Annotated in this window: 18 protein-coding genes and 2 pseudogenes; 10 read left to right on the top strand and 10 right to left on the bottom strand. The window is 68.6% G+C overall.

Annotated features, from left to right (window positions below; translation table 11 throughout):
* Positions 1-131: 131 nt before the first annotated feature.
* From ACNAVT_RS31010 to ACNAVT_RS31025, 4 genes are all read right to left on the bottom strand, one after another.
* Positions 132-455, bottom strand: coding sequence for an STAS domain-containing protein (locus tag ACNAVT_RS31010; protein ID WP_416301468.1), 324 nt, complete (start codon positions 453-455; stop codon positions 132-134).
* A gap of 8 nt (positions 456-463) precedes the next feature.
* A complete protein-coding gene (locus ACNAVT_RS31015; RefSeq protein WP_416301470.1) occupies positions 464-862 on the bottom strand; it encodes an ATP-binding protein in 399 nt (132 codons plus the stop codon).
* 473 nt (positions 863-1335) lie between these two features.
* Positions 1336-2796: a S8 family serine peptidase gene (locus ACNAVT_RS31020; RefSeq protein ID WP_416301471.1), complete on the bottom strand. Its 1461-nt coding sequence runs from the start codon at positions 2794-2796 to the stop codon at positions 1336-1338.
* Positions 2797-3319: 523 nt separating this feature from the next.
* Positions 3320-4408, bottom strand: coding sequence for a hypothetical protein (locus ACNAVT_RS31025; RefSeq protein ID WP_416301473.1), 1089 nt, complete (start codon positions 4406-4408; stop codon positions 3320-3322).
* A 449-nt stretch (positions 4409-4857) separates the two neighbouring features.
* On the opposite strand from ACNAVT_RS31025, the gene ACNAVT_RS31030 reads away from it, so the two are divergent.
* Positions 4858-5817 (top strand): hypothetical protein, encoded by a 960-nt coding sequence (locus ACNAVT_RS31030; RefSeq protein WP_416301476.1) that lies wholly within the window; start codon positions 4858-4860, stop codon positions 5815-5817.
* 78 nt (positions 5818-5895) lie between these two features.
* On the opposite strand, the gene ACNAVT_RS31035 is transcribed toward ACNAVT_RS31030, so the two are convergent.
* Positions 5896-7041, bottom strand: a complete 1146-nt coding sequence (locus ACNAVT_RS31035) for a DUF4236 domain-containing protein (RefSeq protein ID WP_416301479.1) — start codon at positions 7039-7041, stop codon at positions 5896-5898.
* A 253-nt stretch (positions 7042-7294) separates the two neighbouring features.
* Here ACNAVT_RS31035 and ACNAVT_RS31040 point away from each other — a divergent pair, with 253 nt between their 5' ends.
* Both ACNAVT_RS31040 and ACNAVT_RS31045 read left to right on the top strand, forming a co-directional pair.
* The gene (locus tag ACNAVT_RS31040; RefSeq protein ID WP_416301481.1) at positions 7295-7750 is read left to right on the top strand and encodes a lamin tail domain-containing protein; all 456 of its coding nucleotides are present in this window, start codon (positions 7295-7297) and stop codon (positions 7748-7750) included.
* A gap of 390 nt (positions 7751-8140) precedes the next feature.
* Positions 8141-8773 carry a G5 domain-containing protein gene (locus ACNAVT_RS31045; protein WP_416301484.1) on the top strand — a complete coding sequence of 211 codons (633 nt, stop codon included), beginning with the start codon at positions 8141-8143 and terminating at the stop codon, positions 8771-8773.
* Between the two features lie 177 nt (positions 8774-8950).
* Here ACNAVT_RS31045 and ACNAVT_RS31050 read toward each other — a convergent pair whose 3' ends face one another.
* Both ACNAVT_RS31050 and ACNAVT_RS31055 read right to left on the bottom strand, forming a co-directional pair.
* Positions 8951-9370, bottom strand: coding sequence for a hypothetical protein (locus ACNAVT_RS31050; RefSeq protein WP_416301487.1), 420 nt, complete (start codon positions 9368-9370; stop codon positions 8951-8953).
* 390 nt (positions 9371-9760) lie between these two features.
* Positions 9761-10549, bottom strand: a complete 789-nt coding sequence (locus tag ACNAVT_RS31055) for a hypothetical protein (RefSeq protein WP_416301489.1) — start codon at positions 10547-10549, stop codon at positions 9761-9763.
* A 744-nt stretch (positions 10550-11293) separates the two neighbouring features.
* Here ACNAVT_RS31055 and ACNAVT_RS31060 point away from each other — a divergent pair.
* Positions 11294-13780, top strand: coding sequence for a S9 family peptidase (locus tag ACNAVT_RS31060; RefSeq protein ID WP_416301491.1), 2487 nt, complete (start codon positions 11294-11296; stop codon positions 13778-13780).
* 368 nt (positions 13781-14148) lie between these two features.
* Here ACNAVT_RS31060 and ACNAVT_RS31065 read toward each other — a convergent pair whose 3' ends face one another.
* Positions 14149-14463 carry a hypothetical protein gene (locus tag ACNAVT_RS31065; protein WP_416301494.1) on the bottom strand — a complete coding sequence of 105 codons (315 nt, stop codon included), beginning with the start codon at positions 14461-14463 and terminating at the stop codon, positions 14149-14151.
* A 211-nt stretch (positions 14464-14674) separates the two neighbouring features.
* On the opposite strand from ACNAVT_RS31065, the gene ACNAVT_RS31070 reads away from it, so the two are divergent.
* From ACNAVT_RS31070 to shbA, 4 genes are all read left to right on the top strand, one after another.
* Positions 14675-15046 carry an ArsR/SmtB family transcription factor gene (locus ACNAVT_RS31070; protein WP_416301496.1) on the top strand — a complete coding sequence of 124 codons (372 nt, stop codon included), beginning with the start codon at positions 14675-14677 and terminating at the stop codon, positions 15044-15046.
* Positions 15047-15831: 785 nt separating this feature from the next.
* Positions 15832-16494, top strand: a complete 663-nt coding sequence (locus ACNAVT_RS31075) for a hypothetical protein (protein WP_416301498.1) — start codon at positions 15832-15834, stop codon at positions 16492-16494.
* A 57-nt stretch (positions 16495-16551) separates the two neighbouring features.
* Positions 16552-17748 (top strand): M23 family metallopeptidase, encoded by a 1197-nt coding sequence (locus ACNAVT_RS31080; protein WP_416301500.1) that lies wholly within the window; start codon positions 16552-16554, stop codon positions 17746-17748.
* A gap of 453 nt (positions 17749-18201) precedes the next feature.
* The gene (gene shbA, locus ACNAVT_RS31085; RefSeq protein ID WP_416301501.1) at positions 18202-18780 is read left to right on the top strand and encodes an RNA polymerase sigma factor ShbA; all 579 of its coding nucleotides are present in this window, start codon (positions 18202-18204) and stop codon (positions 18778-18780) included.
* 1523 nt (positions 18781-20303) lie between these two features.
* Here shbA and ACNAVT_RS31090 read toward each other — a convergent pair.
* Positions 20304-20848, bottom strand: a pseudogene (locus tag ACNAVT_RS31090) (DNA cytosine methyltransferase).
* A 188-nt stretch (positions 20849-21036) separates the two neighbouring features.
* Between ACNAVT_RS31090 and ACNAVT_RS31095 the strand changes: the two are divergent.
* Both ACNAVT_RS31095 and istA read left to right on the top strand, forming a co-directional pair.
* The gene (locus tag ACNAVT_RS31095) at positions 21037-21225 is read left to right on the top strand and encodes a hypothetical protein (protein ID WP_416301504.1); all 189 of its coding nucleotides are present in this window, start codon (positions 21037-21039) and stop codon (positions 21223-21225) included.
* A gap of 48 nt (positions 21226-21273) precedes the next feature.
* Positions 21274-22272 (top strand): annotated as a pseudogene (istA, locus tag ACNAVT_RS31100) (IS21 family transposase); the annotation flags it as partial.
* Between the two features lie 28 nt (positions 22273-22300).
* Here the strand turns inward: istA and ACNAVT_RS31105 are convergent.
* The coding region (locus ACNAVT_RS31105; protein ID WP_416301507.1) for an IS3 family transposase at positions 22301-23243 on the bottom strand (943 nt) is incomplete at its 5' end.

Genomic DNA, 23243 nt, shown 5'->3' on the forward strand with positions numbered 1-23243 from the left:
GCGGTGACACGACGGCCGGCATCGAGGTCAACGGACGAACCATCAGAAGTTCCTCATGTGGACGATCCCCCAAACTGCTCAACGCGCCATCAGCACCGAGGAAACGACCGGGAATAGTTAGTGCGCTCGATCTAATCGTCGGAGTCGGGCTCGGCCAGCAATGGCAGGATCCCGGTCATCGACAGCACGCGCCGGACATGGCCGGTGGGATTGACCAGGGCGAGCCTGACGCCCCTGTCGGTGGCACGACCGTGGGCGTTGACGAACGCGTTCAGCACGGTGGAGTCGATGAAGCTGACCCGCTCCAGGTCGACCTGGACGCGGGGCGCGCTGGCGATCGCGCCCTGCAGGACGTCTCCCAGCGGGCTGGCTGCGGCGATGTCGAGTTCGCCGAACAGCGTCACGACGGCGGTCCCGTCGCTCACCGTCGTCTCCGACTGCCACGTCTGCTCCATGCCGCCCCTCATCCGTTCCCGCTCGACTGTACGCCGGGCAGGCGGGCGGTGACGGTTACTGTCGTCCCACGCGGCCCGCTGTCGATAACCAGGCTGTCGGTGAGCTGCTGGGCCAGCCACAAGCCCCGGTGACCCGGGGTTCGGGGGCGCGGCAGGGCGATCGGAACATCCTCTGTACCGGGACCGTCGTCGATGACCTGACAGGACAGGGACACGGCGTCGCGCAGCAGACGGAGCCGTCCGCTGCCGCCACCATGACGCACGACATTGGTGGTCATCTCGTGCACGGCCAAAACGAAGTCCTCCAACCCGTCACCAGCGAGACCGGCCGCGCCGGCGGCCGCGGCGACGGAGTGCCGCAGCCGTGTCACCGCCACCTCGGTGATCGATTCCGACAACAGAGTCACGCCGCCCCGGACACCGCCCGGATCGCCCCCACCAGCCCCGACGTGGCCACGCAAGCTCACCTGGGCACCCTACAGGCGGTGGACGACCACCGCATGCGGTAGGACGTCGGGTGCAACGGCTTCATGGCCCGGGCACAGCCTGACTCAAGCGGTTGCCCGCTTCTGCATGTACCGCGGATTCTGCCTAGTATGTTCCTCCGATGCTTCGGTGGCCGGTTTGAGAGGTCGGAGTGTGCGACCACCATCCGGAGCGGGTGGGCCCCTCGACCCCAGGGTTCCCGTATGGCGCACAGGTAGGCCCCGTTCACCCCCCGGAACGGGGCCTACCGCGCGATGAGCAGCCGTCGGCAACCGGCACCCGGGCAGCTCGGGCCGAGCAGACAGTTGGCTATCGGCGTTGCTGATGGCGTCGGATCTGCTCCGTGGCGCTGTTTCGGCTGCACTCGCTACTGCGCCGTTGAGCTGACCGGCCGTCAGGCAGGTGTCGCCCCCAGCCGTACCGCCGAGGCGTACGCGTCGACGAGGCCGGTTCCCTTGTCAACTGCGATGGTGTAGGGCCCGACGGTTTGGTAGGCCGCGCCGTCCGTGAACTTGTACGCCGTGGCCTTGAGCGCGTCCTCGACTTGGGCCGGGGTCGCGTTCGGTGCGACCTGGAACAGCTGGGTGACGATGCCCACGACATGCGGGGTCGCCATCGAGGTGCCGCTGATCGTGTTGAACGTGCCGAGGTCCAGGGGCCCGGGGCCGTTGTGCGGGTCCAGACCGGTCGAGCAGATCAGCAGGTACGGCCGGCAGGCCGAGGTGATGTTCGATCCGGGTGCCGAGACGTCCGGGTAGGTCTCCGGGTGTCCCGCCGCCCCGCGGCTGGAGAACGTGGACACGCTACCGTCGCGGGTGCCGGTGCCGTGGTCGTCGTAGGAGGCGACCATGATGATTCCCGGAGTGGGGTCCTGACCCGGAGGGTTGGTGGCGCTGTTGTCCGGGCCGTCGTTGCCGGCCGCCCAGACGGTGACGACACCCTCGGCGGCCAATGCCCGCTGGAACTTGGTGGTCGCCGAGTTCGGATCGAACGCCCCACCGCCACTGGGGCCGTACGAGTTGTTGCTCACCTTGATCGGTGGGCAGCCCGCGCACGGGTTCAGGTGATGCTCGAGCACCCAGTTCAGCGCGCTGTCCGCACCGAAGATGCTCAGTCCCGCGCCGACCGACAGGCTGATCAGCGTGGCGTCAGGGGCAGCGCCGTGCAGCCGGGTGCCGTCGGTGAGCGTCGTGTCCCGCCCGGCGACGATCCCTGCGACGTGCGTGCCGTGCCCGCCGGCCGACAGGGTGTCGGTGTCGTTGGCCGCGGTCAGGTCGAGGAAGCACGAGTCGTTGGGTAGCGGGAGCGGCAGACCCAGGTCGGCGAGCGGGCCGCAGATGTTCTTCAGATTGAGCTTCACTGCGCTGGTGCCGTCGGCGTTGCGGAAGAACGGGTGCGTGCCGTCCACGCCCGTGTCGATGATCGCCGCCGATACACCGTGGCCGTCGACCGGCCGTCCCTGTCCGTCGCGCAGCTCAGCGCGCGCCTGCTCGCCTCGGGTAGCGACGTTCGAGGTCGACAGGTGCAGCCGCAGCGGCTGGTCACCTTCGACGTACGTGACACCGGCATGACCGCGAACGGCCGCGATCTGCTCAGCGGTGCCGCGCGCAACCGCGACGCCGATCTTGTTCCAGGTGGTGACGAGTGTAAGGCCGGTGTCGGCGGCCGCCTGCCGGGCCGCGCCGATGCTCGTACCGTGCACAAACACCGGGATCATGCCGGAGGTTGTCGTCAGCGTCCGCGCCAGGGAACTGGATATCGGGGCGAGTGGGTTGCTCGCCTGCGCCGGCGCGACCGGCGCGACGAGCGCGGCGGCAAGGACGCCGGCGATCAGGGGAGGGGTGGTTCGAGGCATGAGGGGCCTCCTCTGGGAGGGTGTGTGACGCGTATCTATGTCCTACATCGGCGATCACCAAACTTATGCAACACGGGTGCGTCCTAAGGGCGCGAATGCGTACGGAGCCACCCACTCGCACCGCGGTAGTCAGGGTGTGTGATCACCAAGGAGGAGGATTGGACGGTCACCAAGGCCCGGATACGAGTACCGCCAAGGTGCCTGGTGCTGGGGGCGATCCGTGGGCACGCTACAGGGCTGCTGGAATCGATCCCGACACCTTCGCTCCGCTTTCGCCCTGAGCGCCGGCTCGGCAGCCGAACGGCCACGGTCAGCGGTCCGGTGCCGACCATCGCCCGCACAGCGACACGCGCCGTCGGGTCGGTCAGGAAACCGAATGGCCTGCCCCTTTGGGCACGCCGACGAGGTCACCGAGCACGAAGCCCTGGGCAGAGGATTGCCGATGGAATTCGCAGGCTCACCAACGCGCGACTTCCACTTCCGGCGCAACGGCCGAACCGTGCTCATCGAGGCACACGGATAATCATTGCAGCGTGTCGATCAGTTCGCGAAGCTTGTCGTCGGTTGCAGCATCCGTGCTGGCGTGCGCCATCGTTCCGTCGGAGGCGACGAAAGCAACCGCGGTTGGCTCGGTCTGCCCGGCTTCGATACCGGTTGCCTGGCTGATCAGGTAGCTGGCCGCACCCTTGATGTCGACGCCAACCGGCACGGGGAACGCGCCTGCCGCCTTCGACGTCTCCTCGGCAAAGGACGCGGCGTCGGTTGGGTTGAGCAGGCTGCCCTTCCAATCCGGGGGCGGTACTGCGACGAGCATGCCGATCACCCGCGGTCGGACGCCGCCCTGCGTCAACGGTAGGAGCCGGGCCACCATCTTTCGGATGCCCGCCGCGTCTCCGACGACGATCACCAACGGCGGCGGATAGGCAGCCAATGTCAGCTCGCCGCCGCCCACCCGCGGCAGGTGGAAATCGTCGATCCTGGAATCAGACGCGTCTTGTGCACGAGCGGGTAGCTCAGTGGAGAATGTGCCAACGTCCACAGTTCGATCAAAATCGACTTCGCTAGCCGCAATGGATAACGTGGCTCCGTCGTCCTTGAGTAGGAGCCCTGTCGCCTGATCCAGCGACATCTCGTGCGGCTCGGGCATCCCGCCCTCGTCGCTTGAGGCGGCGCACGCATAGCGGACGGCGGTGCGCCCAAGTAGGGCGTGCGTTCCCAGGCGGCGTGCCTGCGGGCATGCCCGCCGGAAATGCGGTGAGCCTTGCCGAAGGACGTAGACCGGCCGCTGGCCGGCGTCCCGGTCGTCGAGCCGAGTGTACGCCGGCGCGTCATTCGGGTTGTAGTCGAGCAGGACCTGACCGTCCCACACCGTCCAGCTGCCGTCGGTCCTCTTCTCCCAATCGGTCTCTGGTTCCCCGAAGTAGTTGATGCGGGTACGCCGATCGCCGTCGGCGATCACCTCGTACTCCTGACGGAACTCCTGTCCGTCCTGCCTGATGATCGTGGTGTAGCGCGCGCGAATCACGCCAATCGTCTGCTTGACGACTCCGGTCGAAGTTCCTGCTGGCGGTTTCTGCCGCACCGGCTGCCCGCAGCTGGTGATTGTCAGCACCGCTGCGGCCCAACCGCCGATGATCGGCCACCACGCGCGCCCCACAGACCGGCGAGATTCCCGGGTTGTTGACCTGGGAGGTCGCGGGTCGTCCATGGCAGGACTTCCTAACGTTGTCGATGCCGGACGTCGTCGATGCTGGCCGAAACGCCTTCTCTGGCGGCGTGCCGAGTGTCGCGTGCTTTGGAGGGCCGCCCCGCTTCCCAGCGTTCTCGCTCGACACGCCGCCGTCAATTAGCTTTCCGTTCAGCGCGCTCCGCTGCCCTCAATTAAGGTCCCGCTGCCATGCATCGTTGATCTTTTACGAAGGCCCCATCGGCGTTGTGCCTGCCGAGAATGCCGTCCGCGCTATTCAGGGCGAACTCGTCGGTACTTGGGCGGCCGACCACGGCTGGTTCGGCTTGTCACCTGACCGATCGGTGTCGGTGACTACGGGATGATGCCGTCTCGTGTTGCTGCGACTGGCCTACCTCGGTGTGGCCCACGTGTTCGCGCTGCTGCGGTTGCTGCCCCGGATCGATCACGACAAGGACGTCGAGATCCTCATCCTGCGCCACCAGATCGCCGTGCTGCAGCGCCAACTCGGCGACCGACGCGTCCGATTCCAGCCCGCCGACAGGGCCCTGCTGCCCGCCTTGCTGCGCCCACTCCCCCGGGCCGTGCTGCGGCAGCTCCGACTGCTCGTGCACCCGGGCACCATCCTGCGCTGGCAAAGCGACCTGCTCGCCCGCCGCCACGCCATCGTCTCCCGACCTCGCCGACCTGGGCGGCTCCGCGCACTGTGCTCGATTCGCGCCCTGGCTCTACGTCTGGCTCGAGAGAACAGCAACTGGGGCTACCGGCGTGTCCACGGCGAACTGCTCGCCCTCGGGATCAAGGTCGCCGCGTCCACCGTGTGGAAATACTGCGCGAGGCCGGCATTGATCCCGCACCGGACAGGTCAGCGACGACCTGGACCGCATTCCTCCGCTCGCAAGCCCAAGGAGCGGACCGCGCGGCCGGGAGCGCCTGACGACATCTCAGCGAGCAGAGCGTTTCGTCCCGAACTCGCGGCAGTTACTTCTGGTGCGCCATTGACCCCTTCATATGCAGAGATCCATCCTCGGGCGGCAGCGGTTGATGTCAGCCGTGAATGTCAACCACAGATCGGTAGGCGGCGGCATGATGGCTGGATGGCGGCAGTAGATGCATGGTTTCTGGGTGGACCGGTCGACGGGAGGCTGATGCCCGTGGAGGTCACAGCTGACGGCGGCCCGCCGGCGGTGGTCGAGCTGCCTCAGACCGGCTATTACATCGGGGCCAGCGATATCGCAGGGCCCACGGTTGAGCACGTCTATGTGCTCGTCGAGAGGCTGGACGGCACCGACGTCTACCAGTACCAGCAGCCTCCTTTTGCGGGGAGTGACTGACGGCGGCCGCTGGCGGTGTCGTTGTTCTACCGCTGTTCGTATGCAGACCGTCGCCGGGTCAGCAGGAGGCCCCCGGCGTCAGCCCTTGATCTCGCTCGGGGCGGCTGCGAGCTCGGCTAGGTCAACGGCGTTGATGAGTTCGGTGAGTGCCGGCTCGGTGGCGAGGTCTAGCGGCAGGAGTTCGCCGGTGCGGGTTCGTGGGTTGAGCAGCAGCTGGGAGTTGGTGTCGTTGATGATGGCAGCGGCGTCGGCGGCGTCCCACCGCACTCCGTTGAGCGCGGATCGGTCGAGCTTTGCGGCCAGCAGGCAGGACACGCGGGGCTGGCCGTAGCTGTCCGGTCCGTCGTGGCGGAGCACGGCCACGCGTGCGGTAGTGATGCCGGGCGCAACGGCGAAGGCTTCCCGCACGGTAACGAGGACCTGGCCGCAGACGAACAGCTTGTAATAGTCGGCCCGCTCGCGTTGAGGAAGCTTACGCAGCGACAGGTTCCCGGCCTGGGTGGTGGTGGGCATCCGTTCGGGCACGACGTGCTCGACGGCGGGTACGAGCACCACGAGGGACACCTCATCTCCGGTGACGCCGATTGCGGCGCTCGGTGCCTCGTTGTCTTCGAAGGCCTCCTCCAAGGTTTCCAGAACAACCTCGGACACGTTGGCGCAGAGCTGCTGCCAGCGCTCATCCAGGTACTGCTGCCAGCCTTTCTGCTGCTCCCGTAGCGAGGCCCACTGTCGCTGGACCTCAGCCTCGGTCCACTGCGCGGCCTGCTGTTTGGCCTGAGCGCGCTTGGCGCGCTCGAAGAAGCCGATGCCGGCCAGGGCGTGCCGTTCGTAATGCTGGTAGATGGCGGCTCGATCTGGTGGTGCGGGGTCTGGAGCGATCGGCCGCGACGCGGCAGGGAAATCGACCCGGTGCAGCTCGAGAATCCGCAGGAATGCCTGCGCCAAGCTTCGTGCTTCCTCGACCCGCTGCGCCTGCATCGCTTGGCGCTGCTGCGCGGCGACCTGGCGCTGGTAGCTCGCCGCCGAGGTAGCCCGGCCCGCGGAGCTGCCCCGGCGGCCGCCGCTGAGTGAGGTGTAAAACCCGACGGGGCCCACCCCTGTTGAGAAACCGGTGCGGCCGGCGCCGAAGTGGACCCGGGCTGCCCGCGGGCCCACGCTGGTACGGATGCCACGCGACGAGGCACGGACCCGGACGCCGGGCGCGAGTTTGATGGAGAACCCCACGCCCTGACCGTAGAGCCTCGCACCCCGCTGCCCATTCACCCTGTCATCCAATGGCAGGTCCGACAAATGTTCGCTGCTCAAGACGGACGGGCATACACGAATGCCCAGGTAGACACGGTTCTTCTGTGCCCTACGCGTGGGTAGCGAATCCGTCGGTCGCCACGGTTACGATCTTGCGCACATGTGATGCCATCAAGGCATCCGGCCGGCGACGGGTTCACGCCGGCCTCCACTTTCCAACCAGGGGGACCACTTGAAGAGAAGGCTGATCGGGTTTGTCTCCGCGCTCGCCGTCGCCGTCGGCGGGTCGCTGGCCGTCGCCGCCCCGGCGCAGGCCGCCCCGGCCATTATGATCACCAAGATCTACTACGACTCCCCGGGCAGCGACACTGGGTCCAACAGCAGCCTGAACGCCGAGTACGTCCGGCTGACCAACAAGCGCAGCACCACCATCAACCTCAAGGGCTGGACGCTGCGCGACAAGACGGGCTACACCTACAAGTTCAGCAGCAACTTCTCCCTCAAGTCCGGCGCCAGCGTGTACATCCACACCGGCAAGGGCACCAACACCAGCGCCCACCGCTACTGGGGCCGCTCCTGGTACGTGTGGAACAACACCGGCGACAAGGCCTACCTGCGCAACCCGTCCGGCACCCTCATCGACAGCTGCACCTGGACCAAGCGCGGCAGCGGCTACACCTACTGCTGACGCCGCAAGTTACCGAACGCCGGCCCAACATAGGTGGGCCGGCGTTCCCCCTTCCCACGCTCTTTGCACCGTCGCCCCAACGCCGGATCAGCCCTCGCGGCACGACGATCCATGGGCTGCGGCAGCCGCCAATCCGAGCGAGTCGACCGTCCGTCGAAATGATGACAGACATCGTGGCCAACCGGCCCGTGTCAGGCATTGACACTGGTCACCACACTCGGACACGTGACGTACCCGCCTCCGCAGGACCCCTGGCACGACCAAACGCCCCCACCGCCCTACCAGCCGCAGCTCGGCCACGGCGGCCAGGTGCCGCCATACCCGACCGCGCAGATCCCGGTAGCTACAAGCTGGAACCAGGCGACGACGCGACCCAAATCATCCAAGGGCATGATCGCGCTCATAAGCGCGGCGGTGCTGATCGTGCTGTGCTGCGGGGTGCCCGGCATCATCACCCTTGGCTCCCCCACCAGCTCCGACAAGGACGCCACGACTGAACCGACCACGTCCGCAAAGGCCGCGCAAGCTCCGCCGGTGCCAGAGACAGCAGGCCCTGCGACGCCAGCAGCAACCTCATCGACCGCGGTGACCCCCACAGCTGCCGCCGCCCCGGTCGTTGAGACCCGTACTGTCACCGAGACGCAGAAGATCCCCTACCAGACAAGGACGGTCAACGACTCCTCCCTGCCGAAGGGCACCAAGAAGGTGACCACCCGCGGCACCCCGGGAGTCAAGACCCTGACCTACCAGGTGACCCTCACCGATGGCGTTCAGACAGCCAAGAAGCTGATCCGCTCGCAGGTCACCACGGCACCCGTCACCCAAGTGGTCAGGGTCGGCACGAAGACGGCCAAGCAATGCGACCCGAACTACAGCGGTGCTTGCGTCCCAATCGCCAGCGACGTCGACTGCGCCGGCGGCAGTGGCGACGGTCCGGCTTACGTCGAGGGGCCCGTCCGTGTCATCGGCACCGACATCTACGACCTCGACCGAGACGGGGACGGCATCGGCTGCGACAAGTGACGCCGGCACGGGACCTAGCGAAGCAGCCTTTCCTAAAGACGAATGGCCCCGTGGTATCAGCTCCCAACGGAGCCGCCAGCAACCCCTCGCTCTCGCTGTGCATCGCGTTCGCACGCGGCGGGGAACGGCTTCGAACTCGGAGCCTCGTCCATGCCAGCGCTCCTCCGCGTGCTGCTGTCAGGCGTAGTTGCTGTCGGCGGCACGCCGCCGCCCCAGAACGACTCCGCCGGGGCGAGCCAGGCAGCGACTGCCATCAAACTCGGGGCGATTCACAGCGCTGCAGCGGCAATGGCTGGTGCGACCGCAAAGTTGCGCGCCGGCTGCGACCTTGGTGGCGCCGAGGGTGACGACTACGCCGGACGGGGTATCGACGGTCAGTTTCACCTCGGGGTCGAGTACCCGCAGCAACTCCTCGAAGTCGCCGCGGCGACCCGCCGCCAGGAAGGCCTGGACCACCTCTCGATGCTCCCGTCCGACGCCGGTCGGCCGCTCAATCGCCTGTACCTTCCTGAGGGCGCGGCTGGCGAGCATCTTGGTGGCGGCGGTCGCCTCGGCTATCGGGTCCGCCGCCTGTACTTCGAGGGCTGCCCCAACCACGAGGGACTAGAGGCGCGGATACGGTCGCTGCTGGATGCGGCTGGCATCGGTGAAACGAACCGCCGCGACGCCTACGGGCTGACATGCCGCGTGTACGGCACCGACAACGGGCTACGCGGCACACCCCCCGGACCAGTGGATCACCGACGCGCCGCAAGCCAGCAGATGACCGTCGCCTCTGACGGCCCGGTGACAGGTCCGATGCCCCGGAGGGCGCCACCCGCTGCCCTCGGAACGGCTCCGGGCTCTGGTAGTCGACGGTGTGCAGTCGAGTGCCGGTGAACCCGCCCCGCCCCGGCGCCTCCGTCCCGGCCCGCACCGAACGATCCCCGCGAGAACGGACCGGACGCCGGACGCGAGGTCCGACGGCCGGTCCGTGTAGCGCGGAGGTCAGCTGGTGAAGCGGACCTTGTCCCGGCGACGACGCAGCGCCATCAGCAGGACACCGCCACCGATCAGCGCGAGGTTGGTAAGCGAGATGCTGGTCGCGGCCACACCGGTCAGCGGCAGGCCACCCTCGGTGCCAGTGTCGGTGTCGCCACCGGTACCGCCACCCACCGAGGAACCCGGGGCACCCGGGGTGCCGGAGGGGTTCTCGGAGGGGTTGTCCGATCCGCCCGGAGTCGGGGTCGGCAACTCGCCGCCCGGCGTCGACGGGTTCGGCGATGGGGACTCCGAGGATGCGCACGGCTTCAGCCAGAAGACCTTGTGCTTGCCGTTGGCCGACTTGCCGCCGATCAGGTCCACGTCGAGCTTGATGTGGTAGCCCTGCTTCTCGTGGAGCTTGAGGCCGGTCAGGTCGAGGTCGTTGGCGGAGAGCCGGATGACCTCGTCGTGGTCGTTCTCCGCGCCGGAGGCCGGGTCGTTGCTGATCAGCACGTTCTGCCGGGACCAGACGATCTTGTCTTTCGGGGTGCTTGACGGCGGCTGCGCCCAGAGGGTGAGGTTCGCCTTCTGGTTCTTGTCGAAGTTGAAGAACTCGAGCTCGAACTCGCAGGTGACGTGCGGCTGGTTGTCGACCTTGTCCGAGAAGGGCACCCCGTCGATCTTCACAGTGCCGTTGTCGCCCGGCGGGTTGTGCGGGTTGCCGGTGGCCCAGGCCGGGGCGGCAAGCCCGAGCATGGCCGTGGCGGCGGCTGCGGTGAGGGCCGCACGCGCCACTTGCCGACGCTGTCGCATGAGGAATCCTCTAAAAGGGTTAGAGGGGACGGCACATGATCGCACAGGAAGCGTTGAGCAGGGCTACGGGTTAGGGCCTCTGTCGAAGTCGGTCACAGCCACCACCGGCTGGCCGGGCCGCACGCTAGGACCACCACACGCGGTGCCGCTCTCCGAACGCAGCGCATCTCCCATGCCGCGCCAGAAGGCCGACCTCTGGCAACGCCGCCCACCCTAGATCACCTACGGCACCTTACAGATCGTGCTGCTCGAGACGCCGACGGGCTTGGCGATGGCGCTGATGGACCGGTCCGGGTCGGTGAACAGCTCACAGGAAAGACAGCAGCCGAAACGGGCATGGCCTCCGGGACGAAGGACGCGTACAGGCGCTTGAGGTTGAGCGCGCAGTCCACATGGGGAATTCGCAGGCCAGCGTCCTGGATGCCTGGGGTGCGGAGGAACTGTGGCCACGTGGTGTGGCCCCGGCGTGCCGGCACTGGTGGGATGCCGAGCCGTTTGCGGAGCCGGCGGGTCGTGGAGGCGGCGATGCGGTGGCGCAGTCCTCGCGCCCTTCGTTCTGGCCGCGCGGCGTCACTGTCAAAGGAACTCTCACGTAGTGCTGCTCGATCATTGTTCATCGAGACATGTATCGATATCGTTGCGCCAGGAGGATGGCCGCCGTCGCGAGCAGGCCGATGGCTTTTGTGGGCCTGCGGCCGATGCCCGACAGATTCAGGAGGAAGTGTGCGCTCACGGAGACGGTTGTTGGAACTGGGTAAGCTGACACGCCGAATGGTCGCCGCTGGGAGCGCCGTGGCCGTTGCGCTGGTAGCGGGCGTCGACTTCGGCACGGCCGCACAGGCGGCCGCGCCGTCGCCGCCGCCGGGGGCGGTGCTGTCGCCGGATGGCAGGCGGGCGGCTTGGGTGTCCGACGACGCCAAGAGCATCTGGAGCGAGACGCGCGCGAACGCGAAGGCGGATTGGCGTGATCCCGAGCGGCTGTTGTCGATCCGCGGCACCGTCGGCAAGCTGGTGTTCTCGCCCGACAGCAAGCAGTTGGCGTTCGAGAACCCGCGCGGCGACCACGGGTTCATCGCGGTCTACGACGTCAAGACAGACCAGATCGGCTACGTCGACCCCTCGTTCGGGACCGACAGCGCGCCGGCGTGGGCGCCCAGCGGAAGGCAGATCTCGTTCGTGCGTAGCTACCCGGGGAGCCCCAACCAGTCGCTGACCGAGCCCGTACCGTCGTTCGGCCCCTGGGCCCCGCCGCCGGCGCGCGCCAACGATGTGTTCACGGTCGCGGACATCCTGCAGGCGCCGATCGCCTACGGGCCCGAGGCCTCCGGCGACGGCCGCTCGATCGCCTACATCACGCGTGCGGCCTACGACCGCGGGATCTACTTCATGCGCTCCGGCAGTCCTTCGCACCGCATCGTCAACTACCCGGACGACGACGGCCAGGAGCTCTCTCAGCTCGCCGTGTCGCGCGATGGCGGCGCAATCGCCTATGTGCGTGGCAGCTCGCCGAACAGCGACGGCGAGATCCTCAACCCGGCCTCGACGCCCGACCCGCCGCACCGCGAGGTCTACATCGTCGCCTCGCGTGCCGGGAAGCCACGGCTGCTCGGCGACGGGCTCGCGCCAGCGTTCACTCCCGATGACCGCATGATGGTGTGGGTCAACGGCACGAGCATCATGAGCGCCGCCCTGACGTGGGACAAGGGCAAGCTGGCGGACGTTGGCAGCCCGAAGCCGCTGCTCACGGTGTCCAGTGGCTCGCCGTCGAACCTGCGCTTCTCGCCCGACGGCTCCAAGCTGCTCTACGTGCGCTCCAACGGCGTCGAGGTGCTCGACATGGGCACGTACACGACGGCGGCGATCGCGCACACAGGCGCGAGCGACGCGAACCCCGTGTGGTCGCCCGACGGCACGCAGATCGCGTTCCGGCGCACCGTCTCCGGGCAGCCGTGGACGATCTGGGTCGCCGACGCCGCGACGCTGACGCCGCGGCGGGTCTGGCAGGCGTCGCCAGGGCTGGGCTCGAGCTACTACGCACTCGACGGGAACCCGACCTTCGAGAGCCAGCCGGGCGACCAGCTGATGTGGTCCGACGACGGCACGCTCGCGTTCGTGTGGGAGGCCGACGGCTGGCGCCACCTGTACTCGGTGCCCGTCGCCGGCGGCACCCCGACGCTGCTGACGCCGGGTGACGGCGAGGTCGAGACCGCGCAGGTCACGCGCGACCACAAGGCGATCGTCTATGCCACCAACATCGGCGACATCGCCCGCCGGCATCTGTTCTCGGTCGGCTTCCACGGTGGCGCGACGCAGGCGATCACGGGCGGCCGTCCGAGCCAGTGGGCTCCGGCGCTGCTCGCCGACGGCGCGGTCGCCTACGTCGAGGGCAGCTACAACGTCCCGCCGACGGTGTACATCCGCGATGCCGTGGGCAACGTCTCCAAGGGCGGGCCCGACCTGCCGGACTCCTATCCGGTGAACCAGCTCGTCGAGCCGCAGCCGGTCACGTTCCCCTCGTCGGTGGACCATCAGACCGTCCATGGGCAGCTCTTCGTGCCGGCCCACCCGACGGGCTGCGGGGTGATCTTCCCGCACGGCGGCCCGTCGCGGCAGATGCTGCTGGGCTACCACTACTACGACACTTACACGGTCCTGTACGAGATGAACCAGTACTTCGCCAGCCACGGCTGCGTCGTGCTGTCCGTCGACTACCGCGGCGGAATCATGTACGGCAACGCGTGGCGCACGTTCCCGGGGCGCGGCGGCACGAGCGCGAGCGAGTACCAGGACATCCAGGGCGGCGCGGCGTTCCTGCTCGCGCAGCCCGGGGTCGAGCCGGAGAAGGTCGGCATCTACGGGCTCTCCTACGGCGGCTACCTGACGACGCTTGGGGTCTCGCGGAACTCCGACATCTTCAAGGTCGCCTGGGACATGGCCGGCAACGCCGGCAGCGCCGCGATCGCCAATCTCGCCTCGTGGACGGCGCCGACGCTGATCGAGCACGGCGACGACGATCGCAACGTCAACTTCAGCAGCAACGTAGCGGTCGTCAATGCGATCAAGGCGCAGAAGCCGCAGCTGGAGCTCGCGACACAGGTGATGCCGAACGAGCAGCACGAGAGTTACATGCGCTTCCGGGACCTCGTCGACGTCTACGACACCGGCGGCCAGTGGATGCTCGAGCACATGTTCCCGAGCGAGGCTAGGGCGACGGCCACGACGGCGCCGTAGCGACGCCCGCCGGACCGGGTAGGCGGCGGAAGTCTGACCCGCCGCCTACCCGGCGCCCTAGCTAGCTGTACTGCCCAGGCAGGTTGGTCGAGGTTGTGTGACGACACGACGTAGATAGACGTGATGACGAAGGCCTCCGGTTGTGGAGTGGAGCCGTCCAGGAACCGCTCCGCCAACCATCCCTCGTCGTCGTTGACCCGCCCCGGCCAACCGTGGAGGTTCCACGAGTTGACCAAACCGACGATCCGTGAGCAGCACCGCCAACAGGGCCAGGCTCCGCCGGCGCCGGGCCAGCCCCACTGTCCACCGCCGCCTCGTTGGTGTGTCGACCATCGAGGTCCGGCGCACCACCGGCAAGGTCAGCGTGGTCACACGGACTCCAGGGACAGAGGCGAACCGATCGAATCAGCGGTACGGTGATGGCCGCCATGGACAGTCTTGTGCCAGGTCCTGTTGCCCTTGAGGTGCTCCACCACGGCCCACATCGCGGCCGCTGCGAGCAGCCACTGGTAGAACGGCACACCGATGACCAGGTAGAGATAGTGATGCAACCCGGCCCGCTGCTGGAATGCGCGGCAGAACGTCGACACACCGACGAGTTGGGTGACGATGATGATCGCGATCGGCACGAAGGGCACGTAGAGCAGCATCGCGAGGCCGATCGGGATCTTGACCGTCAGCATGGTGACCAAGGCCAGCGGCAGGAGCAGCCCGCGGCCGAGTGGGAGATCTCGGACACCACACCCGGGGCACAGCGCGGCCCTTCCCGAGTCACGCCGCCGCCAGTTACCGGCGCTGACCCGCCCCGTGGCAGCCCTCGCGCCGAGGCCTCGCGGTCGCCATCGGGGATACTGGTTCCGGTTCCAGCGGCCGATCGATGGTGTTCGTGGAACGATGGAAGACGTGGGAACTGCGAAAACTGCCCTGCCTGCCATCTCGCCGCTTGCCGGCGAGCCGATCAAGCGCGCCGACGCCGAACGGCTCGCGGGAGTGCTGAAGGCCGTCGCCGACCCGGCCCGGCTGCGACTGCTCAGCCTGATCCAGTCCGCTCCCGAGGGCGAGGCGTCCGTCAGCGACCTCACCACGCCGCTCGGCCTCTCCCAGCCGACCGTCAGCCATCACCTTCGGATCCTCACCGAGGCCGGTCTGCTCGAGCGCGAGCAGCGCGGCGTCTGGGCCTATTACCGCCTGGTGCCGTCCGCGATCGCAGCGATCGCCGACCTGCTGACGCCGCCGCGCAAGCGGGCGACAAAGAAGGCCCGCTAGAACGCAGACGACCAGCAGGCAGTGCGGCTAGGGGAGCGCACTCGTCGCCCTGGGACTGGTCGGCGCATCCGCGCAGCCTCGGCGGACCTGCTCGACAGACAGCCGCTGTCCGCTTGGCCGGGGCGCTGGCACGAGACTGGCTCGACTCTCGTCATTCCTGTTGCGGCTCGTTGACGCCATTAACGCGGCTACGTGCCCCCGGGCACGGCTCTGGTGGCCGCCCCACCAGCTGGCGAGACCCCTCAGGCCGTCCCCGGGTGTCCCAGATGGCTCTCACCGGCTCACCCGATGCCCCGGACGGCTGCTTCCATCCGCTGGCGCGCCTCTTGGAGATTCCAGGTTTGGCCGTCGCTTACGCGCCGCTTGCCGGCTGGCGCCTATCGCTGCGCCGCGCTCGGGATAGCCGGCTCCGTACTGCACCGCTTGAACGCGTCACAACCTGCAGACGGAAGGGCTGGCCCCGGTTTGGTTGGCGCGGACGACTTCGGTCACCGTGAGCGTGTGGTCAGGCAGGCCCGGCAGGCCGGTGAGTCTGGCGGTGAAGACAACAGCCAGTGTGCGGTCCGCCGGACGGCATCCGGCAGCTCGCCGCGTTGCCGCAGTTCCGCCAGCAGTTCGTAATGTCGGTCTGTGCCGATGCCGTAGGCGATGCCATGCAGGATGTATTCGCCCGTAGCCCCTGGGACGACTCGGCCGACCATGCGTTGGCACGATCTCCGGGTGGGTTGAGCATAAGGGGCATCTGGCCGGGAGCGATCGTGGGCCGGTCGGCTTACAGTGTGGGAATGTGGGAGTCTGTCGCCGCGTCGGTGGCGGGCATGATGGGCGCCGTGGCCGCGGCTGCTCCGGCGCCGCCACCGGCCCCTGCGGTGGACGCCACGCCGGTGCTGACGTCGACACCGTTCGGCGCGCTGCCCGAGCAGGGGGTGACCCACACCGTCACGATCTCCGGTAGGGGCACCCTCACCGCGACGCGGGTCACCTTCACCACCACGGCTGATCTCGACGGGGTGATCGCCCAAGCCGAGCCGGGTCGGTGTGCAGCATCCCCTCGTGTCGTCGTCTGCGACCTCGGTGACCTGCTCCTGGGTGCCGCCACAGCGGTGCCGCGTATCACGATCACCGGGCGGATCCGCCCGGGTGTGCCGTCGGGCACGCTGGTCCGCAACCGGGTCAGTGTCACTTCGGTGGAGTCCACCGCGACGGATCCCCAAATCGCCAGCAACGCCTATCTGCTCCCGGGCTCGACGGCCACGGCCACCGCCACGGCCACAGATCCAGCGTTGGAGCCGCCGGCCGTGGCAAGTGACGTCCGGCCGCCCGGACGGTCGCTGCGGGTGCCGGCCGTTGCGGCGGTAATGGTCAGCGTGGTCGCGGCGGGCATCCTGCTGGCGCGTCGACGGCTGCGGCGGCGTCACGGCCAGCCCCCTGCCGGCTGTAACGACTAGGCACCGAGATCCGATGTAGCAGAGAGACGGGAACGGGGTCGACGGCGGGAGTACGTCATGGGCAAACGGTGGTGGAGGCGGGCCACGCTGGCGACCGTCGCCGGGGCGGCGCTGATGGTGACGTCCTTCTGCCTGGACGCCGGGGCACAAAGCTCATCAGCGCAGGGGTCCCTGCCGACCTTGCCGGCCCTGCCGAGCCCGTCGCTGACCGTGTCGCTGCCACCTGTTGAACCGCCGAAGGTGACGCTGCCGCCCATCAAGCCGCCGACGGTGAAGCCGCCGCCCGTCCCGTCGGCCGCTGCGTCGACCCGACCGCCTACGCCACCTGCGACGATTCCGCCGACCGCCGGCAAGCTACCGCCGGTGGGCGTCTCACCCCCGCCCAGCAACGACGGGCCGATCGTGAGCCCCGGATCGGCCCCTGCGCTCATCGCTGGCGACCCCGGTGCCGACCTGTATCCGCAGCCGCCGGTGGACGCCGCCGTCACCCCACAGGCCCGCCAGGTAGCCGCGCTCAGCGACGTCCAGCACCGGATTCAGTACCTGGAGAACATTCTCGCTAGGACCCGCGATGACCTCACCAGAGTGCAGCGCGGGCCGGACCCGGTGCTGCAACTGCTGATGTCTCTGACCGCCGGCGGGGATGCGGATGCGTCGCCCTTCGCCGTGGCGGACTCCGCGGATGTGGTGGACACCCCCACCGGTCGTGCTGTCGCGCTGTCCGGCGCGATCACCTCCGGCCAGGCCGAACTCATCCGCCGCCGGACGGAGGAGGCGCGGCTTCGGCAGGAGATCAGCCGTCGCGTCCGCACGGTGCCCGCCGTGGCGGTACCGGCCCGCACCGTCGCCACGGTCGGCGGGGGCCGGCTCGGGCGTCCACTGTCGGGCCGACTCACCAGCAAGTACGGCACCCGTTTTGACCCGTACTACCACGTGTGGCAGTTGCACGCGGGTGTGGATCTCGCCGCCCCGACCGGTACCCCGATCCTCGCGGCCGCGGACGGCCGTGTGTCGCGCGCCGGCTGGTACGGCGGCTATGGCAACTACACCTGCATCGATCACGGCAGGGCTGACGGGCAGCGGCTGTCCACGTGCTACGGCCATCAGTCCAAACTGATGGTGTCGCCTGGTCAGCGCATCCGCGCCGGCCAGGTCATCGGACTGGTCGGATCGACTGGCGCTTCCACGGGTCCCCACCTGCACTTCGAGGTACGTCTCGGCGGGCGCCCCGTCGACCCTCTATCTTGGATCTGAGCCGCATTATTCTGTGGACAGGACGCGAGGTCGTCGGCCGGGGTTAGGGCCACCGAAGAAACCGTCGAGGATCCGGCGGGGCGTCTGCCGAGCCAGTGCGCAGCCCTGATGCGCTTGGCCGTTTTGGCGAGCGCGAAGGCCGCTCGTCTTCAGGAACACCGACTTGCCGGTGCCGGACGACCCAGCGGCACGGAGACCTCGCCAGCCGGCAGGGCAAGGCTGTCGTCCAACCAAATTGGTTGGCCACCGGTGGACTTAGTCAGCCCCTGCACGGCGACTTCGACGGCCACCGACCCTCTCTCACCTGATTGCTGGCTGACGTCGCGGCGGCACGCCCTCACGCAGCCACTTTCTTGGGTCTCCCGTTCGGCGACGTAGCGTGGGCTAGGAGAGTTGCATACGTCTCGATAGCGTGCGGTTAGCCCTGCCGGTAACAAAGGTGTCTCGCATCCCATGACCACAGCGATCGAGCCAGAGCTTGCCCGTCGGGCGGCTGCGGGCGACCGGGTTGCGGCGGCGGCCCTGCTCGCCGACCTGCGGCCACGGCTCGTCCGCTACTGCCGGGCCCGGCTGGGCCGCATCGGCGGGGCGCACACCACGGCCGACGACGTCGCGCAGGAGGTGTGCCTGGCGGTGCTGAAGGCCCTTCCCCGCTACCGGGAGCAGGGAAGGCCGTTCTCGGCGTTCGTCTTCGCTGTCGCCGCGCACAAGGTCGCCGACTTCCAACGGGCGGCGGTGCGGGGCTCCGCCGTCGCCGTCAGCGACACCCCGCTGGAGCGACCGGACACCGCACCGGGGCCGGAGGAACAGGCCGTCGCGACGGATCTGGCCCGTCGACTCTTTGTGCTGCTGCACCGCCTCCCCAACGTGCAACGGGAGATCATCACGCTGCGGGTGGCGGTCGGTCTCACCGCTGAGGAGGTCGGCACGATCCTCGGCATGTCGGCACCGGCCGTACGCGTGGCCCAGTCCCGAGCCCTCGCCCGACTCCGTGTCCGTGCCGGTGACGGACTCGACGAGGTGGCGGCATGAGTGAGCACTGGCCCGACGGTGGCGAGGAGCCGAACCTCACCACCATCGCCCACGACGACCTGCTCCTCGGCGTGCTCGGAGGAGGCGGCGGATGGGAGGCCGACGCCGACGGCCTGACCGCGATGCTGGCCGCCTGGCGCGTCCGACCTCACCGCCGACGAGGAGAACGTCGACGTGACGGGCACGCATGGCCTATACGGCCGGACGGACGTCCAACAACCGGTCGACCGGGTTCCGGCCAATACCACCGCCGGGCACTTCCTCGCCTCGGCCCCGGTCGCGACCGTTCATGCGGCGGGCCCTGCGGCTGGCCGCCGCTGTGGCCGCAGCCCTCGTGCTGGTGACTGCGCTGGGGTCGGCAGTCGCAACGCGGACGCGGAACTTCTGCCGCGCTATCCACCCAGGCCATGGGTTACTCCGATCGGTTCGGTTCTGGTGCGGTCGTGATTGACGCGTGACTTCGGGGGCGGGGGCAAGTCGGCGGTGGACGGTGGGCGTGGCTGCCTGGCCCGCCGCCGTCCGGTGGCGGGTTCGGCGGCGGCGATGATGGCGGCGAGGTCGACGGCGGAGAAACGCAGGTGTTCTCCGAGAAAGTTCGGGGGGTCTGGCGGCCGGCAAGGCGGCGCAGCCAGGATTCCGGGACGCGCAGCAGGGCTGCGGCCTCCGCGGGGGTGTAGAGGCGTGGGCCCTCATCGTCGGACTGATCTCCTCGGTGGGCAGGTAGAGATGCGGGTGGCGGTAGGCGGCGCCGGGATCGAGATGGGTTCGAGTGCAGAGAGGGCTCCAGGGGTGTTGGGTGATGTGGCCAGAGCCGCGGCAGGGTTCTTCGCGGGCAGCCGCATAGGGCCGCCCGCGAAGAGCCCGTGTGGTGTGGCTGTCAGTGGTGGCGGCAGAGGAGGAAACGCAGGGCAGCCGCGGCTTGTGCGGGGACGACGCCGTTGCCGAGGACACGCAACGCGCCGGTGCGTGGTAGATCAAACGTGGGGTCGGTGACCCAGTGGGCGGGTAGGCCCATGAGCCATTCCACGAACGGTGGCGCGAGCACGGGCTTGCCGTGCTGGCCGGGTTGGGTGGGCGCGGGGACGGGCCGGCCGATCAGGAGCTCCCAGCGTGCGATCGCCGGTGCGTAGATCCCCCACGTGGCCTCGTCGAGTCTTCCGAGTGCGCCGCTGCTGAGCTGTGCGACGGTGGTGCGTAGGTCGGGGCCGCCGTCGCCGTGGTGGCCGGGGCCTCGCGCGTCGGAGGCTCGGGGCGTCGGTAGGCCAGGCGCTGCACAACGCACGGCCGCGGACGGAAGGGTGAGGTCACCGTGGGAGCCCCGTTGTCCCGGGCAACCTTTCTGCCCGTCCGTCGCCTGCGGCGTGGGGAGGAGCACCTGTGGCAGCGGCGGCCGGAAGCCGGCACCTGCGCGGCGACCCGGGGTGCCGGTGTCGCTCGCGTGTGGGGTCGGCAACAGGTCGTGGCGGGTGCCGTGGGGTTCGACGACGTCGGGCAGCCCGTACTTGTGCCCGGGTCCTTTGCCGTCACGGGCACAGGGTGTCGGCAGCGTCCGCACCTTCTCCCCCGCCTCGGCTGGCGGCGAGCAGGAACAGCCGGTCTCGTCGATGTGGGGCGCCGATGTCGGATGCGCGTAGGCATAGCCAGCTCGTGTCGTACCCGAGCGCGGCCAGGTCGGCGTGGACGACGTCGAGTCCGCGCCTGCGGAGGGCGGCGACGTTCTCCACGAACACGACCGGGGGTCGAAGAATGCGAAGGGCTTGGGTGAGGTGCCGCCAGAGGCTGGAGTGGGGCCGGTGATGCCGGCGCGTTTGCCGGCGTTGGAGATGTCCTGGCAGGGGAAGCCAGCGGTGAGGACATCGACGGGCGGGACGCGGGTCCAGTCGACGATGCGGATGTCGCCGAGGTTGGGCAGCCCGGGCCATTGGTGGGCGAGGACGGTGCGGGCGTGCCGGTCGGTTTCGGCGTACCAGGTGAGCTGGCCGCCGAGCACCAGCTCGACGGCCAGGTCGAGGCCGCCGTATCCGGTGCACAGCGATCCGATCCGCGGCCCGGGAAGGTGGTCACTCACGCCACCCCCCGCACACCGGTCCAGACCTTGGCGCCCAGGGGTGGTCGTCAGTCATCGGCGACCTCCGCGGGTTGGGGAAGTAGGACATCGCTTGAGTTCGTCGTCGTGTGTTTGTTTGCGTAGGTGCTTGAGCTTGCGGTTCTCGCGATGCGGATCAAAGGTTGTGTTCTGAACTCTTCTCGGGAATCTTGAAGCTGCTTCGGATCGTCTGGAGTGGCTTCGGTTGGCGTGAACGCGAGGGTCTTGAGTTGGGGTTGGCGGTCGTTCGGGATCTGCGTGACCGGCGTGCGCCGGCGTCGGCCGAGGACATCGAGCGGTTCGAGGTGGATGTGCTGGCCGGGTTCGTGCTGGCGCTGTCGACGACGCGTGAAAACTGAGCCGTAGTCGACGGGTGAAAACTGAGCACTCTGTGTACGGCTTGGGGTGTGATCAGTGTGGAGGACTGGGCCGAGATCCGCCGGTTGCACCGGTCTGAGGGTGTGAGTCAGGCAGCGATTGCCCGGCGGTTGGGGGTTTCGCGGAACACGGTGGCGCGGGCGTTGGCGTCGGATCGGCCGCCGAAGTATGAGCGGGCGCCGCGGGGTTCGGCGGTGGACGCGGTGGATGCTCGGATCCGTTCGTTGCTGGCGGAGTGGCCGACGATGCCGGCCACGGTGATCGCGGAGCGGATCGGGTGGACCCGGTCGTTGACGGTGCTCAAGGATCGGGTGCGCGAGCTGCGGCCGTTGTTCGCCGGCGTGGACCCGGCCGACCGCATCGAGTATGCGCCGGGCGAGGTGGCGCAGTGTGATCTGTGGTTCCCGCCGTTGCCGGTGTCGGTGGGTGCCGGCCAGGCGCGGGTGTTGCCGGTGCTGGCAATGACCTGTGGGCACTCACGGGTCACGGACGCGGTGATGATCCCGTCGCGGCGCGCCGGGGACATCCTGGCCGGGATGTGGGAGGTCATCGCCGACTGGGGCGCGTGCCCACGCACGCTGCTGTGGGATCGGGAGGCGGCGATCGGCGGGACGGGCCGGTTGACCATGGAGGCGGCCTCGTTCGCCGGCACGCTCGGCGTTCGGATCAAACTGGCTCCGCCACGCGATCCGGAGTCCAAGGGCCTCGTCGAGCGGCGCAACGGGTTCTTCGAGACCTCGTTCCTGCCCGGGCGCACGTTCACCTCACCGTTCGACTTCAACATCCAGATCGGCCGGTGGCTGACGGAGCGGGCGAACGTGCGGCACCTGCGCGCGATCGGCGCCCGGCCGGTGGATCGGTGGCCGGCCGATCGGGCCGGGATGGTTGCCCTGCCGCCGATGGCGCCGCAGGTCGGGCTGACCGGCCGGGTCCGGTTGGGCCGGGACTACTACATCCGCATCGACGCCAACGACTACAGCGTCGACCCGCGGGCGATCGGCCGGTTCGTCGACTGGATCGCCACCCTGAGGTTCCCCCGATAACGCGGAGGGTTGGTTAGCAGGCTAGAGCCTGCTCATGGGTGGTGTTCACAGGGTTGGGTGTATCGATGTTGTTTGTGTACCAGGCGGCCTCGTACTCGTCCGGTGACAGCCAGCCGAGGTCCTTCTGGATGCGTTCGCGGTTGTACCAGCCGTCGATGTAGGCGAAGATCGCGTTTTCCGCCTCGTCGCGAGTGCGCCACGAGTTGCGGTACACGAGTTCGATCTTCAGCGTGGAGAAGAAGTTCTCCATCAGGGCGTTGTCGTAGGAGTCGCCGACGGACCCCATCGAGGGCAGGATCCCGTTGTCCGCCAGGCGCTCGGAGAATCTAATCGCGGTGTAGGTCGATCCGCGGTCGCTGTGATGGATCAACTGCCCGTCACGCACGTCGCGCGACCAGATCCCGTACTCCAGGGCGCCGAGGACGAGGTCGGTGTTGCACCGGTCGGAGGTCTTCCAGCCCACGATCCGGTTGGAGAACGCGTCACGGACCGCGGCCAGCCACAGCACGCCGTCACCGCAGGCGATGCGGGTCGCATCCGCCACCCACAGCCGGTTCGGGGCGTCGGTGGTGAAGTTCCGGTTGACCAGGTCCGGCGCCGGATCGGCCTTCGGGTTCTGCTTGGTGGACCCGCCCCGCCAGCCCTTACGCAGGAACGCGCCCTGCAGGTCGTGTTCGCGCATCAGCCGCTCGACCCGCTTGCGGCCGACCCGGATGCCACGGCGGGCGAGGGTGGCGTGCACGCGCGGGCTGCCATAGGTCTGCCCGGACCGGTCGTGGATGTCGACGATCTCCGACAGCAGCCCACGGTCCTCGACCTCCCGCGGGCCGGGAGCGGCCTCGCGGCCCAGCCAGCCGTAGTAGGTCGACGGGGCGATGTTCAGGACCCGGAGGACGGGCTCGACCCCGAAGCGGTCGCGCAGCTCGCTTACGAGCGTCATGACCGTCGCCGGGTCG

Origin of the sequence: Micromonospora sp. SL4-19 (genome assembly GCF_047921475.1) — a bacterium.
Taxonomy (GTDB): Bacteria; Actinomycetota; Actinomycetes; order Mycobacteriales; family Micromonosporaceae; genus Micromonospora.